Source organism: Legionella birminghamensis, assembly GCF_900452515.1.
GTDB classification, from domain to species: Bacteria; Pseudomonadota; Gammaproteobacteria; order Legionellales; family Legionellaceae; genus Legionella_C; species Legionella_C birminghamensis.
Genome location: NZ_UGNW01000001.1, coordinates 1465486 through 1479778, shown reverse-complemented (window position 1 = coordinate 1479778; position 14293 = coordinate 1465486). Strand labels below are relative to the sequence as shown.

Below are 14293 nucleotides of genomic sequence, written 5' to 3'. Positions count from 1 at the left end.
TGCGCCCAGAGCCGTAATCAAGGCTCCTCCTTTCATCCGGCTTGCAGGCCTAACTTTCTATTACTATAAATCAATGTAGCCCAAAACGCCGCTGCTACCAGGGCATTCAAAACAGCCAGGATAATAAATATTGACGCAATATTAATATTAAATTGCAATAACACCATGATGAGCAAACTGCCAATGACCATGGATAAAGCGCCAAAAATATTATTTGCAGCAATAGTGCGCGCTCTTTGTCCTTCATCACAGGAAATCTGCAAATAGGTGTATAGCGGCACCACAAATAAACCACCACACACTGAGAAAAAGAAAAAATCACAGATGATGCGCCAGTTTTGGATTTTTAGCATAAATTGTATCAGGGTTTGCAGGGGTAATTGGCTGCTTAATGCTGGGGTGGCCCAATAAAGATCGGCTGCAAACAATGTCATGAGCAGCATAGTCAATGGAACAAACTGTATTGTAATTTTACCTGCAAGAAATCGGCTGATAGCCATTGACCCCAGCGCAATACCAATCGAAAACAAGGTCAGGAAAAGTGCAAAAACGGTGGTGTCAGCCCGTAAAGTATAGTGCGTATAATCCGGCAGCTTCGTTAAAATAACCGCCCCTATCAACCAAAACCAGGAAATAGCTAATATAGCAGGCAAGACTTTGGCATTATGAATAACATCCCGGAGCATGTTTTTGGTAGCCCGCCATACGTTCCAGTCAACCTTGAAGCTGGCTGTACAAGCAGGCGCCCTGGGAATAAACAGGCTAAATAGAAAACCAATAATCGCTGTAATGTTGATTAAAAATACTGCAAAATGAACCTTTGAACTGGTATTGCCTATCGACAAAGCACCCAGTGTTGTACCCAATAAAATCGCAAGAAAAGTACTGGCCTCAATGAGTGCCGTTGCATCAAGCAGCTGGTTTTTGGGCAAGTGATCAGGAAGAATTGCATACTTGATTGGGCCAAAAAAAGTGGAGTGAATTCCCATGCCAGTCAATGTCAGCATCAGCAAAATAATGCTGCCGCGATAAAGGGCAACACTGCCAAGAATCATTAAAACAATTTCCAGTAATTTTACCACGCGTGAAATCAGGGCTTTATCGTATCGATCAGCCAGTTGCCCGGCCGTAGCAGAAAAAAGGAAAAAAGGAATCGTAAATAAGGCGCCGGCTAATGCCTGAAAATGTTCCGATTGATTTTGAGAGGTACTTAAATGATAACTGATAAGGGTTAACATGGACAACTTGAAAACATTATCATTCAATGCACCACAGAACTGAGTGACAAAGAGAGGAAGAAAACTTCTTTTTGCTAATAATTCACGCCATCTCATTCTATTTATTCAATTTAAATATAAAGCCGCTAAGTTAATCACAAACAGTGGGGATGTCAAACCTGAATACTTTTAAATTAGCATTCCAGCAAATATTTTGTGAATAGTTTATAAATTATGTTCACTTCAATCCAGAGAAAGAAACAAGCTTAGAAACCCTGCAAACAAGGGTGTCACTTTTTTCATAAGCCGTTTATAATGCACGTACAAACTAGACACCTTGATGACATTTTAGTCAGTTTGTGCTTTAATGTAAGCAACAACATGGCTTGCGAGAACCGATTATGCCTAGAAGACGCGCGATTGCTGTTGATTTAGATAACTGTTTACTGAATCCTGCTTTTTATCGCAGAATTCAAGGCGTTGAACCAGAAACTACCCACTTGCAAAATGCACTCGCAGAGCAAGTGAAGAGTATTAATCCGGAGGGAAAGGATGAAGACAAGCTAGGTGTCGAACAATTAAAACAGCTAGTCGCTGCACGAGTAAATTATCTAGATAAGCTCAATCAGGAATTTATTGCATCGAACCAGCCAGTTATCACACTTTTTAATGGTAATAAACATCTTTACGCATCGACCGACACATACTTGTTCAGTAACAGACAATCCCTAAGTGACGATATGACCAATAGCAATATCAACAAATCGGGTTCAGGCTTTCATTATTATCGGTTGTTCAGCCAGCATATTGGTGCTACGCCAAGCTTTATGCTAATGTCTGATATTTTCACAAATAGTCCCTATGGCAGCTCACTGAAGGTGATCCTTGGTTTTCTGGATGCAGCCAATGATTATGATGCAAACAAAGTAAAGGCAGCCCGAGAAAACAATTTTAAAGCGCCTGAATGGATGCATGATCGCTTAAAGCTTATTATTGCCTTTGCGCAAATGTTTGATTTCGCGCAAAGATTTCCTGATGATAATGGTGAAAAACATGACTTTTTTATACTGGATGATAAAGCGCAAATCCTTGACGCATTACATGCCTACTTAAAAATGTACCCTGGTTTAATACCTTCCAATATCAGACTTCATTTAATTCGTTATGAGGGCAGCCTGAATCCCGACGGGACCCCCATTGCGAAAGTGATTCATTATTATACCCCATTAGAGGGAACAGGAAATCTGAATATTGATTACAAAGCGGAAGTTAAAAATATGGCCGCAGTAACTATAGTTAAAACTGTCCAATCCGGCACAGACTTAATAACGCCGGATTGCCGCCCTATTTCTAATTATGAGCAGGCTTATGTTGCCAACTTTAATTGCAGTGAAGTGAATTGCATTGATCATTATCGTCCAGGAGATATAGGGAGCGTTGCAGAGCCGCGACCCCAAAAGGTAAATGAAATATCGGCCACTTCAAGTAAAAAAGAAAGTTTTATGGAACGTATGGGTAGTTTGGCGCAGATGGTTGTTGGTAAGGGTAAAGAGAAAGATCCCGAAAAAGGAAAAGAACGGGATACGGAAATGGGAATGTCCAAGTATGCGCAAAAAGCAAAATCTTTTCCCACCCAGCCTCAAGCGGCGACACCTACTGTATTGGGCAAAGCGTCCAGTTTGCCTGGAGTTACCCCAAATCCAGAACTTAACTCTGATTCAGATGATTATGATGTAACCGCTCTCGATCCATTAATGCCTGCTCCCCCGAAATCAACTTCAAGCTCGAGTTCAATCACCCACCACTCGTTTTTTAAAGCCAGTACGAAACCCACAGGCATGACTACAACGGCGAGAGAAGCTAGTTTATTATCCAAGCACCGTGGAGTTATAAATAAAGAGCCTGATAAAGAAGGAGATAACTCCCCCACGCCTCATTAGAGAAAAACAAAACACAGCGCGTCAACGCTGAAACACGAATCCTCACGGGATTCGTGTTTTACTACTACTCAACCGCCGCAGCCCTTCGGCTTAAAGAAGACACAATTTTTTCTAGGCTATGCTGATGCGGAGGCGTTTGCTCCAGGATCGCCTGAGTGCGCTGCTCGCAATATTCTTTGACTTCTCGATCGGGCAAGATATAAAACACATTATTTTTTACTTCTTTAACGATATGTTCAGCAACATCCTCTGCTGGCCGGCTTCTGGCGATTAACTCGCTAAGCATGTCATGAAATCTGTTATTATGAAGCGGCGAGGAATTACTAAGCAGCTGGGTATTTGCGAATGAAGGGCAGACAACAGACACATCAACCGGTTTTGAAAGCCGTTGCAGATCAAAATGCAATGATTCCGACAAAGCAACAATGGCATGCTTTGACATTGCATAGGCGGTCATTTGCGAACCGCTGCATAAACCATAAAGACTTGCCATGTTGATAATATGCGAGCGATGAGTCTGCTTAAACATGAATGGCAAAAACGCCTGGGTGCCATGTATGATCCCAAACAGATTGATGTCCATTACTTTACGGAGATGTTCATTGGTCAACTCCCATAAAGGGGCTAAGTGCCCGCTGATGCCCGCATTATTGAATAACCAATCGACTCGATTGAACTTCTCGATGGTTTGCCTGGCAAGATGTCTCAGACTTTCCGGACGACTGACGTCGCAGACGACACCCAGTACATCAGAATCGTAGTTAGCGGTTAGTTGTTCAACCTTGTCGCATAAACTAGTCACTGATATATCTGCCATAACCACATTCATTCCCTCGGCCAGGCATTTTTCAGTTACCGCTAATCCGATTCCGCTGGCTGCACCGGTGATTACTGCTACTCGTTTTTCGGAGTCCATGCAATCTCTCCTCTCGTTAATTGGGGTATTCAGGAGATTGTTGGTAATGCAAGAGCCACAATCCACTACAATGGAGGTAAAATAGTCTTGAAGTTACTATAAATGCTGATAATAACGAGTGCTGCAGATATTGGTCAAGAAATAAATAAACAGGAGTGCACAGAGAGACTGCATTGTCTTTCAGGTATACTGATTTATCAATGCAAAACGTCTCGGGAGAGGTAGTTATTGACTCTCTGAGCAACGGCTTAGCTGGTATACTGAACTATCCTTGTTACCAGGGATAATTTATTCAGAAATGACTACCACGTCTTGAGCTTTCAATCCTTTTGGTCCTTTATCAAGAACGAAGGTGACTGCATCATTTTCATGAAGCGTTTTGAATCCTGCACCCTGTATATCTTTATAATGGACAAATATGTCGTCACCATTCTGGTTAACAATAAAGCCAAATCCTTTTTTCTCATTGAACCATTTTACAGTTCCACTTTCTCTTTGCGACATCACAATCCCCTTCTGTCATATCATGTCTGTTTTAATAGACATACCACATTTAAAGCTTAGAATAAATATCCTGTATGAGCCATTTGCGCTAAAATACTTCATGATATTAAAGCTAAAGGCCTGTTCTAGCATAACAGCTTTTTATTGATTGTTAAGGATTTTTTATAAAAACATTCGTGGAGATTTTTTTTTGAACACACTAAATAGATTTAGCAAAGAACGGTTCATTGAATTTGCCCTGGATTGCGGTGTATTGAAATTTGGCAGTTTCACTCTAAAATCCGGCAGACTCAGCCCCTACTTCTTTAATGCCGGCCTTTTCTACCATGGCAGCACGCTTCAAACGCTGGGCCAGTTTTATGCCAACAGGCTGATCGAAGAAAAAGCAGATTGCCGCCAGTTATTTGGCCCGGCCTATAAAGGGCTTCCTCTTGCAACAGCAACAGCAATCGCCCTGGCCGAAAGGAATATCAATGCAACGGTCACTTTTAACCGCAAGGAAGCCAAGGATCATGGAGAAGGCGGGCAATTAATCGGCGCCCCGCTTTCTGGGCCGGTGGTAATGATTGACGATGTGATTACCGCAGGCACCGCCTTTCGGGAGTCTCAGGCATTGATTAATGCAAACGGCGGTCGACTTAGCACTGTTATCATTGCGCTGGATCGCTGCGAGCGTGGTAAGGGCGATGTCTCTACGCTTCAGGAAATAAAAGCGCAGGGGATAAATGTGCTTTCCATTATTAATTTCCATGATTTGGTGGATTATTTAAAGCAAAAAGAAATGACTAAAGAGCTTGAAACGCTTGAAGCCTATCGTCAGGAGTACGGTGCTTAATATTGACTTCGTCATTTTAGACGCAATTTCTGGATTGCTTCACTCCGTTCGCAAAGACGATGCCCGTCATTGCGAGCCAAAGGCAAAGCAATCCAGATCGGGGCTCTGTTTCGGCACAGTTTCTGGATTGCGTTCATCCGTTCGCAAAGACGCTAAGCTATTTAGTAAGCAGCAATATCAATTGTTTTCATCTTGAAATTAAGATTTTTACCATGGCGATTCACTGTCAGGGTAATCGGCTCGCCTACTTTGATATCGATCAATAACTGATATAAAGCATCATAGTCTTTAACAGGATGACCGTTTAATGCCACAATCACATCCCCAAGGACAACACGTCCCAGATGATCACGATAAGTAGCCTTCAAGCCGACTGTATCTGCGGGCGTGCGCGGTAATATATCGCCAATCAAAATACCGTTAGTGATACCCAAGCGGGAAGCCACATTGGGTTCTACGCGCTGAATACCGATACCGGAAAGCATTACCCTGCCATTTTTAATCAGCTGGGGGACTATACGCTCAATATCATCAGCAGGAACTGCAAAACCAATCCCAGCAGAAGAACCTGAGTTGGAATAAATCGCGGTATTCATCCCTAGCAAACGTCCCTTACTGTCCAGCAATGGCCCACCTGAGTTTCCAGGGTTAATGGAGGCGTCAGTCTGAATCATATTACGAATATTGACTCCTCCGGCACCAGGGACTTGCCGGCCCAATGCGGAAATAACACCGACAGTAAGGCTGTGGTCCAGGCCAAAAGGGTTGCCAATAGCCATGACTTTTTGTCCGACTAACAAGTCATTGCTATGTGCTAACTGAAACGATTCAAAACTTTTCAAATATTCGAGGGCTTGAGGAGAGGTAATTTTCAACACGGCAATATCTTTGCGGGGCTCCACTCCCACTACTCTGGCTGGAACAGTCATTTTCCCGAGGCTGACCCTTAATCCATCAGCGCCATTGACAACATGAAAGTTAGTGACAATATGACCTTGATTATCCCATATAATTCCTGAGCCGGCGCCAGCAGGCACGTTGCTTCGTTCAAAAGAGTGGTTCACCACCGTGGTTAAGCGATGTACGTAAACAACTTTGGGCGAAAATTTCTGAAAAATTTCCACTGTATTTTTTTCATTGGGCAACAACTCATCAATATTAGCTGCGTTCACCTGAGAAATACTCAAACCAAGCACAGCTGCTGCGAGTAATACTTTAACTTTCATCTTCAAACTCCATACCAATTGCACCAGAAATTTTTTTACGAATTCCTTGTCTTGCCAACAACTTGTTGATGACCGGTTGGGGGAAATCTGTGATTGAAATGATATTTTTACTTATCAGAAGCTCTATTAAATCTTCCAGCACACGAATAAGCTGCAGATCGGACTGAATCAACCTGAATTTATGATCTCCTTCACATCGATTTAAAAAGGCGATCACATCTGGATTATCAAAACTTACTTCCTCCAATCCGGGCATAAACTTATCAAATAAAGCACATATTTCTCCCTGCTCATTCCTTTTGATATATGTCATTGGTTGATTCCTTTTTACTTGATGTATTGGATTATGCATAATTTACCATCAATTGACAAATGAAAATTGATAAATAAAAATCCATAATGGTGATCAATTAGCGGAACAGTTGGGCTAATATCTGGCATTTGTTGAAGTGGAAGCTAGCGCTCCCCGTGGCATAAGACTATCGAATCCCCGCGGCATCGACCCACAGCTATCTACACAATGCAGCCGAATCCCCGCGGCATCGACCGCGGGGCCCATGCCTGTTGTGGAATATGCTCCCTGAGTTGCCATGTTGCCGGAAATAACGATTGAAAAGGCAGTCAGAAACAGGTCTTTTTAAACATGCTCCTTAGTTGGCAAGACTGATATTCTAAATAGCTTCGTGTGGGCCCCGCGGTCGACGCCGCGGGGATTCGATAGTCTTATGCCGCGGGGATTCGATGCCTGCGCCGCGGGGATTCGGCAGGTTGAAGCCAGGGTTCCTCTCTAGTACTGCTATCGGCTATATGCCGTCAAGTGAGTTCAACCTTTCTGAATCCAGGCTTGAATTGCACTTTAAATGACGAATCTTTTCCCGGGTCGTTAATACTGTCTTCAACATCAGACACGGCGTCCCTGGCCGCAGCTTCTTTTTGCGCCTGCCCCGCAGTAAGTCCGGTGGAGGGTTTAAATAAGTTCATAAGGTATTGAATAGGTGATGCAAACAAGGATTTGAATGTCTGAGTGCCTGCATCAATGCTGTCTTTGGCTATTGTCTCTGTGTTTTCAATATGTCTTATATACACCTTTTCTAAAACACTGGTATGTTGTTGATACAAATTATCCAGATGTTCGTTTCTAAGCTTTTCCTGATCTACCAGGTTATGCTGTAGTTCCGAATGAGAATCCCAGAGCGTTGCGCGTCTCTTTTGCAATTGCTGCAGCTCACTGTCATAAAACGCCAGTTCACTATCAATTTCAGCTTTTAGCTTGTTGCAAAGTTCCTTTCGTTCTTCCGAATAATTTCCAGCAACGATTTCTGCTGATTCTTTCGTGGTTATTTGGGCATAACGCTCAATCAATTCGTACTTTCTTTTCAAAATTTCTTCAATTTTCTGATCAAGATACTGAATGGCATCTTTGTTGTTACCCAGCATCTGATAGTGTGAATCAAGGCGTTTGAAATCAACCATTTGGTTACGGAGCTTTTCAAGCTCTCGCGCCTCCTGGTTTAATGCCTTTTTTTGCGCCTTGTCATTTAGTTTCTTGTCGCGACTGAGAATAAGCTGTCTGATAAATGCAGCAAGGCCGGATACGACACCAAATACTGTTGCACAGATAATGGCTATAGTTATTGGTTCCATAACAGCTTCTCCTTAATACAAATGCACCAGTTGCGAATGGACATTTACCATAAAATACCGGTTGAATTCCTCAAATGAGTCGACTTCTGGCCATTGATCAGAGTTCTCACACATCCGCAGCATTTCTGCCTCGAAGATGGGCCGGTAATATTGTTTCAGAAAGGGCTTTATTTCATTTAAGTTATTGAAATTTTTCACAATAACAGTAGCATTTTCGGCTAATTGTGAAAGATTGATATGTTCGAGAACTTCAATCAGCTCACTTTGCTCATCAACCGCAGAACGCATCCACTTAAGCAGCACAGAGCGCGGCTTAACTCTCAACAAAGATTGCCCTTTTTCCATACTCTCTTCCATAAGGACAATTTGCGAATGCAGTTCGAATTTAAAACAGCATAAAAAATCGAGAAAACTGCCTTCAATTTCATTACGCGCATCCTGGCCTAACCAGCGGCTGATTTCATGCCGAAACATAAAGGTAAAATGGCGTTCGATTTCATCCAGTGTCGCTTCGTCATCTTTTTGCTTCTTAATGACATAAGCGGTGTTATCAGTTTGCAACTGTTTTAATGAAGGTAAGTCTACTTCTGGTAACTGTGAAGCTAAAAAAGACAAAAAAAGTTTGCTGGGCTTTAAAATAACAACTTCCCATTCGCTTGGCCGCATGACGCTCTCCTTGATTTATTCGAACTCATCCTGAGTACTTCCCTAAAGCAAAATCAACGTCTATTTCCTTCCATTTTTCATGGGGAAGACTATCAGATTACCTTTGGAAAAATTTAAGATCAAGCTTATTTCCACGCTTGATTTGAGTTTTTTTTATTGAATAATTCTTGACAGCAGTATTTGAATCGCTATGCTTCCAATTTTTACAGCATGACCTTTTTTATGAATTTCCTTAAGAAGCTAACGCTTAGTCTTCTCGGGCTTACCACAGCCCTGCTTATATCCCTCTGGCTGCTTGGCAAGGCAATGAGCACCGATAATATCCGCACATACGTAAGCAGCCAGTTATCGGTTATGACCCATAAGAAGACAGTGATTAAAGGCGATATCGGCTGGCAATTACTCCCTCAGCCCGGTATCAAAATTTCAAAGCTGGAAATTGGTGACGGCACTCAGCCTGATTTTAATGCAAAGCTGGACAACCTCATACTCAACCTGAGAATAACTCCTTTATTAAGAGGTGCATTAGTATTCAGTGAATTTAAAGTAGATGGGTTCAGCGCCGATATCTATTCCCAGCCCTCATTAACCACCCTGCCCAAACCTTCAAAATCAACGGATAGCGTCTCTGCCCCAGTCCTGGAGAATCATTTTGCCATTAATCGCTTCCTGCTTAGCAAGGGATTGGTTAGGATCCATAATCAGGACAACGTACTGACTTTTTCCAATATCCAAATCGGTACTGAAGAACTAAATTTCCAGGACTTAAGCATTCCAATCCAGTTTAAATCAGCGATGAGCCTCATTAATTCAGGTAACAGCAAAACCAAGGCTCAAATACAATTCAGAGGAAAGACCCGGTTTTCTCCGCTTTTTTTAAGTGATCCACTGAGCAACTGGCAATCGCTCGCTATTGACGGGCAATTGCAGTTGCAAGATATTCTGATGGGCAAGCTTGCTATCAACCGCATTCAGGGCGGTGCGTCTCTGAAACGAAAACGCTTTAACATCAGCCCCTTAACCATTAGCCTTTATAAAGGAGAATCGGTTGGCGATCTGGATTATAATTTTGAAAACCGCCAATTGAAGTTAAACCAAACCGCCGCTGGACTTGACTCGCAAAAACTACTCGATGATTTACTCGGCAAGCAATTAATCAGAGGCAAACTCGATTTTTCCTTGCATGCAGAGGGTGATTTCAGGGATGTAAAGTATACACAGGCTGAAGGCAGCATTATGATAAAGGACGGCAGGATTGATACGGTCAATTTGAATCAGGTTATTGATGAAGTGAGTAAAAAAGTTGACCAGTTATTTTCTATGCCGGCAGACGATTTGAAAAAGATGCTTGATTTCAGGGAATTTGCAGATCTAGCCCGAAACAAGGGGCATACCCGCTTTAAACTGCTTTCGATGCAATACAAGCTTAGTGACAATGATCTGCATACTAATTCAGTCGTTTTGCAGACTGATAAACTTCAATTAAAAGGCAATGGGAAATTAAACCTCTCAGACTACTCCTTATCAGCCGAGCTTTTGACAACTGTTTTGGCAGGCAATGGCAAACTTGAGGAGGTTCAGCAAATGCTTGGGGGGAACTTCCCTTTACTGGTACATGGAACATTGACACAACCTCAGGTCATACCAGATCTGAAAAAGATCAATGCAAAACTTGGCAAATTCTGGCTTATTAATTCTGTTGCCCAACCAGTAAAGAAATTAAAAGCACAATTTATATCTATTTTTAAACACTAAAGATTATGGATAAATCGTTACTGGAACACCAATTCACCCAACCGCTTCTAGCCTGGTTTGATCAATTTGGACGCAAGGATCTGCCGTGGCAGCATCCACGCTCAGCGTACAGGGTATGGATTTCGGAAATTATGTTGCAGCAAACGCAGGTTAAGACCGTTATCCCCTATTTTCTGCGCTTTATTGAGCGCTTCCCCACAGTGGCTGATTTGGCCATGGCAGCCGAAGATGAGGTTATGGCATTGTGGGCAGGGCTCGGTTATTACAGCCGTGCGCGCAATTTGTATCGCTGTGCACAAATTATCGCCCTGGAATTTTCCGGGGAATTTCCCCAGACACTTGAGACACTGATGGCGCTGCCCGGTCTCGGTCAATCGACCTCTGCGGCGATTTTATCCCAGGCCTTCAATTTGCCGGAAGCAATACTGGATGGTAATGTCAAGCGCGTTCTTGCCCGTTATTTTATGCTTTCTGGTTGGCCAGAACAGTCGGCCGGGAAGAAGCAATTCTGGCATCATGCCAATCTATGTATGCCCTCCTATCGCTGTGCTGACTATACGCAGGCGATTATGGATTTGGGGGCAACCTGCTGTACCACGAAAAATCCAAACTGCAGTGGCTGCCCTTTGAGTGCCAGCTGTAAAGCTTATCTCAACGATCAGGTTAAGAACTTCCCGGAGAAAAAACCTAAAAAGAGTCTGCCAACCAAACTCGAACAGTTTCTATTGCTTCACAATACAAAAGGCCAGATTTACCTGGAGAAAAGACCGGCTCATGGCATTTGGGGCGGACTTTGGTGTTTGCCGGTAATCGACGAAAATGTTGATCCGGCAAGCTATCTCCAGGACCACTATTTTATAGACTGCCAACAAATCGAGCCCCTTCTCGAAATTAAACACAGTTTTAGCCATTATCATTTAAAGATTCAGGCACTTGCGGTAGCCACGGGAACTATAGCTAATTTTGCCTCGGAAAAGCAGGGGGGCTGGTATAAGGGAGAAGAGCTTGGCCAACTGGGGTTAGCCAAGCCAGTGAGTGATATTTTAAAACATTTTTTCGAAGGAAAACCCCGATAGTGTTTATTCAAAAGAAAGTTCTTCCTCGGCAGGCTCCAGTGTTTTTGCAGCCTTGGATTTTCCATATATCGCCAATCCCAAAAGTATCAGTGCAACTAAAAGCAGGGCTATTTCTCCTGAATACAATTTCTGAACCGGAATATCCTTCCATTTGGCCAGTAAATAGTAAAACATCACAATCACTACACCGGAGAGGCTGTTGAACAGGGATTGGACACGCCCCTGATAATCCAGTGCAGTCATTTCCTGTGCCAGGGTGGTTAACAATGCCCAGGAAGAGAATGATAGCCCTATCAGGAAATGATAAAAAATTGCCAGATGAATATTCGTTGTGTGGCTAAACAAATAAAAGCCAAGGATTCCTGCAAGAATCTCAACCACTATCACTTTGAACATTGAAAAAGCAGAGGCCAGCCATGGATTAAAGAAACCGCCCAGAATTATTCCAAGGGAAAGCATCGCCTCAAGCCAACCAAACTGTGTCACGTTACTGTTTAAAACCGTTTTCGCATAAGGCGCTAGTAATACTGGAGCTGTCATATAACATACGAAAAACAATCCCTGTGTTACGTAAAGCAAGAGCAGTCTTCGGCGAGCAAGAATATATCGGCCCCCTTCTATAAATTGCGTAAAAAAAGAAGGTCTTATCTCTTCTTTATTCACCTTTTTAACAAAAGGGATCCCAAACAGCAGCAAGGTGGCAACAACATAGCAAACGGCATTGATCGCAAAGCATCCAGCAAAGGATGCCGTTGCTAGAATGAAACCAGCACCGCCCATTCCAGCAACCGCCCCCAATTCGTAGGCAATATCAACCATTGCATTACCGGATAGCAAATCATCCTCTGAAACCAGCTCCCTTACAAAACTCATAGCCACAGGAATGTAGACAGCCAACAGCGTTCCGATAAGTGTCGCGAGGATGTAAATGGCAGTGGGCGTTATGTGATTATTTGCCAGATAGGCAAAGCCAAAAAGAACAAGGGCGCGAGAACCGTTTGCAATCAATAAGAGGTTTTTTCGATTCCAGCGATCTGCCAAAACACCAAAGAAAGGACCCAGCAAAACATTCGGCAACCAGAAACACGCCATTAGTATAGAAGTCGACACGACAGACGTATCAAAGCGCATCAATGCCCAGACCATAATGATATAAGTTAAACCATTACCGAACATAGCCAGCATACAACTTAATGTAAACCGCCTGAATTTTGCATCGCTTAATACGCGATATTGATTGGAAAACATAATCGCACCTGGATATAGATCCCAGAGTTTCGATACCTACCCTGGTTAATTATTAAAATTATTTAGCGAGGCTATTCTACCATAAAGGCGGCCAATTGAAAACTATATGCACAATTAGAATATTATTAGGACTTGCGGATGCGGGAGCCTTACGCCCCACAATAGACAAATATGCCAGCAACTATTGTCTTGCCTGCCAATTAACGTATCATCAATAGATTAATTTTTTTGAGTCTGGGATATGTATCATTTCTTTCTATTGCTCATTAGTTTTATAGCCCTGCTCTGGTCTGCCAATCATCTGGTGGTCGGTGCAGCAGGCATTGCCCATTATTACAAGTTGTCTCCCCTTTTGATTGGTTTCTCCCTGGTAGCCCTGGGAACCTCCGCCCCTGAAATTGTAATTGCTGTGACAGCATCACTGGATGGCTATGTCGATCTGGCTGTGGGGAATGCAATCGGCTCTAACATTGCAAATATTGGATTAGTATTGGGGATAATTGCCTTGCTGAGACCTTTGAATGCACAATCGAGCTTTCTCAAGAGAGAATTCCCCTTATTATTCATTGTGATGCTATTTGCATATTCCCTGATGCTGGATGGATACCTGGGTATTCTCGATAGTTGCCTGGCATTAATTGTTTGTTTAATCTTTACCGCCTATTTAATTATATCAGCCCGGGAGTCATCTCCACAGCGTCATATGACCGATGAATTCTGGCGCGCCAGTTTACGTCAGCATAGCATTAAACATCATATCGCCCTGTTTTTGCTTGGATTAATTATACTGCCCTTCAGCGCCAATTTGTTAATCAGCAGCTGCACTCAGTTTGCACATGCCCTGGGCATGAGTGACCTGATTATTGGCTTAAGTATTGTTGCGCTTGGCAGTAGCCTTCCTGAACTGGCCACCTCCCTGGTTGCCGCCTTTAAGGGAGCTGATGATATCGCAATTGGCAATATATTAGGTTCAAACCTATTTAATCTGTTATCCGTTCTGATCTTTCCGGGTATTATCCATCCCTCTGCAATCAGCCATGCCATAATCTGGCGCGATATGCCAGTAATGTTGTTAACAACCTTACTGCTGTTCTGGTTTAACATGCGCCATAAAAAAACAATTACCCGGTGGCACGGCGGCCTGTTAATTCTAATTTATTGTTCTTATATCTTATCTTTGATAATTGCTGCGACTCGGTGATTGTTCATAGCCCTGGTAAGCGTGAGGCTGACCAGGGCTGGAGTCTCAGGGATGTGAGTGATGCG

The 14293-nt window shown here is 42.9% G+C and carries 13 protein-coding genes; 5 read left to right on the top strand and 8 right to left on the bottom strand.

What is annotated here, in order from left to right; all coding sequences use genetic code 11:
• Positions 1–32: 32 nt before the first annotated feature.
• On the bottom strand, positions 33–1334 hold the full coding sequence (locus tag DYH42_RS06205; RefSeq protein ID WP_058522820.1) for an MFS transporter: 1302 nt from the start codon (positions 1332–1334) through the stop codon (positions 33–35).
• 284 nt (positions 1335–1618) lie between these two features.
• On the opposite strand from DYH42_RS06205, the gene DYH42_RS06200 reads away from it, so the two are divergent.
• Positions 1619–3157: a hypothetical protein gene (locus tag DYH42_RS06200; protein WP_058522819.1), complete on the top strand. Its 1539-nt coding sequence runs from the start codon at positions 1619–1621 to the stop codon at positions 3155–3157.
• Between the two features lie 64 nt (positions 3158–3221).
• Here the strand turns inward: DYH42_RS06200 and DYH42_RS06195 are convergent, their stop codons facing one another.
• Positions 3222–4073: an SDR family oxidoreductase gene (locus DYH42_RS06195; protein WP_058522818.1), complete on the bottom strand. Its 852-nt coding sequence runs from the start codon at positions 4071–4073 to the stop codon at positions 3222–3224.
• A gap of 288 nt (positions 4074–4361) precedes the next feature.
• Positions 4362–4577 (bottom strand): cold-shock protein, encoded by a 216-nt coding sequence (locus DYH42_RS06190; RefSeq protein WP_058522817.1) that lies wholly within the window; start codon positions 4575–4577, stop codon positions 4362–4364.
• Positions 4578–4767: 190 nt separating this feature from the next.
• Between DYH42_RS06190 and pyrE the strand changes: the two genes are divergently transcribed.
• Positions 4768–5412 carry an orotate phosphoribosyltransferase gene (gene pyrE / locus DYH42_RS06185; RefSeq protein ID WP_058522816.1) on the top strand — a complete coding sequence of 215 codons (645 nt, stop codon included), beginning with the start codon at positions 4768–4770 and terminating at the stop codon, positions 5410–5412.
• A 161-nt stretch (positions 5413–5573) separates the two neighbouring features.
• Here pyrE and DYH42_RS06180 read toward each other — a convergent pair whose 3' ends face one another.
• The 4 genes from DYH42_RS06180 to DYH42_RS06165 all read right to left on the bottom strand — a co-directional run bounded on the left by DYH42_RS06180 (position 5574) and on the right by DYH42_RS06165 (position 8948).
• Positions 5574–6638 (bottom strand): S1C family serine protease, encoded by a 1065-nt coding sequence (locus tag DYH42_RS06180; protein ID WP_058522815.1) that lies wholly within the window; start codon positions 6636–6638, stop codon positions 5574–5576.
• Entirely contained in the window at positions 6628–6951 is a 324-nt protein-coding gene (locus tag DYH42_RS06175; protein ID WP_058522814.1) for a hypothetical protein, read from the bottom strand. Before DYH42_RS06175 ends, DYH42_RS06180 begins: the two co-directional genes overlap by 11 nt.
• Positions 6952–7451: 500 nt before the next feature.
• The gene (locus tag DYH42_RS06170; RefSeq protein WP_058522813.1) at positions 7452–8282 is read right to left on the bottom strand and encodes a hypothetical protein; all 831 of its coding nucleotides are present in this window, start codon (positions 8280–8282) and stop codon (positions 7452–7454) included.
• Positions 8283–8294: 12 nt separating this feature from the next.
• A complete protein-coding gene (locus tag DYH42_RS06165; protein WP_058522812.1) occupies positions 8295–8948 on the bottom strand; it encodes a hypothetical protein in 654 nt (217 codons plus the stop codon).
• 222 nt (positions 8949–9170) lie between these two features.
• On the opposite strand from DYH42_RS06165, the gene DYH42_RS06160 reads away from it, so the two are divergent.
• The gene (locus tag DYH42_RS06160) at positions 9171–10703 is read left to right on the top strand and encodes an AsmA family protein (RefSeq protein WP_162263083.1); all 1533 of its coding nucleotides are present in this window, start codon (positions 9171–9173) and stop codon (positions 10701–10703) included.
• Positions 10704–10708: 5 nt separating this feature from the next.
• Positions 10709–11779 (top strand): A/G-specific adenine glycosylase, encoded by a 1071-nt coding sequence (gene mutY, locus DYH42_RS06155; protein ID WP_058522810.1) that lies wholly within the window; start codon positions 10709–10711, stop codon positions 11777–11779.
• Between the two features lie 3 nt (positions 11780–11782).
• Here the strand turns inward: mutY and DYH42_RS06150 are convergent, their stop codons facing one another.
• Positions 11783–13027 (bottom strand): MFS transporter, encoded by a 1245-nt coding sequence (locus DYH42_RS06150; RefSeq protein WP_058522809.1) that lies wholly within the window; start codon positions 13025–13027, stop codon positions 11783–11785.
• A 241-nt stretch (positions 13028–13268) separates the two neighbouring features.
• Between DYH42_RS06150 and DYH42_RS06145 the strand changes: the two genes are divergently transcribed.
• Positions 13269–14228, top strand: coding sequence for a calcium/sodium antiporter (locus DYH42_RS06145; protein WP_058522808.1), 960 nt, complete (start codon positions 13269–13271; stop codon positions 14226–14228).
• The last annotated feature ends 65 nt before the right edge of the window (positions 14229–14293 follow it).

Bases quoted from the DNA above. Each gene is read 5' to 3' on its own strand.
- mutY (WP_058522810.1), top strand. From the start codon at position 10,709: ATGGATAAATCGTTACTGGAACACCAATTCACCCAACCGCTTCTAGCC.
- DYH42_RS06160 (WP_162263083.1), top strand. From the start codon at position 9,171: ATGAATTTCCTTAAGAAGCTAACGCTTAGTCTTCTCGGGCTTACCACA.
- DYH42_RS06175 (WP_058522814.1), bottom strand. From the start codon at position 6,951: ATGACATATATCAAAAGGAATGAGCAGGGAGAAATATGTGCTTTATTT.
- DYH42_RS06205 (WP_058522820.1), bottom strand. From the start codon at position 1,334: ATGAGATGGCGTGAATTATTAGCAAAAAGAAGTTTTCTTCCTCTCTTT.
- DYH42_RS06145 (WP_058522808.1), top strand. From the start codon at position 13,269: ATGTATCATTTCTTTCTATTGCTCATTAGTTTTATAGCCCTGCTCTGG.
- DYH42_RS06190 (WP_058522817.1), bottom strand. From the start codon at position 4,577: ATGTCGCAAAGAGAAAGTGGAACTGTAAAATGGTTCAATGAGAAAAAA.
- DYH42_RS06195 (WP_058522818.1), bottom strand. From the start codon at position 4,073: ATGGACTCCGAAAAACGAGTAGCAGTAATCACCGGTGCAGCCAGCGGA.
- DYH42_RS06180 (WP_058522815.1), bottom strand. From the start codon at position 6,638: ATGAAAGTTAAAGTATTACTCGCAGCAGCTGTGCTTGGTTTGAGTATT.
- DYH42_RS06165 (WP_058522812.1), bottom strand. From the start codon at position 8,948: ATGCGGCCAAGCGAATGGGAAGTTGTTATTTTAAAGCCCAGCAAACTT.
- DYH42_RS06150 (WP_058522809.1), bottom strand. From the start codon at position 13,027: ATGTTTTCCAATCAATATCGCGTATTAAGCGATGCAAAATTCAGGCGG.
- DYH42_RS06200 (WP_058522819.1), top strand. From the start codon at position 1,619: ATGCCTAGAAGACGCGCGATTGCTGTTGATTTAGATAACTGTTTACTG.
- DYH42_RS06170 (WP_058522813.1), bottom strand. From the start codon at position 8,282: ATGGAACCAATAACTATAGCCATTATCTGTGCAACAGTATTTGGTGTC.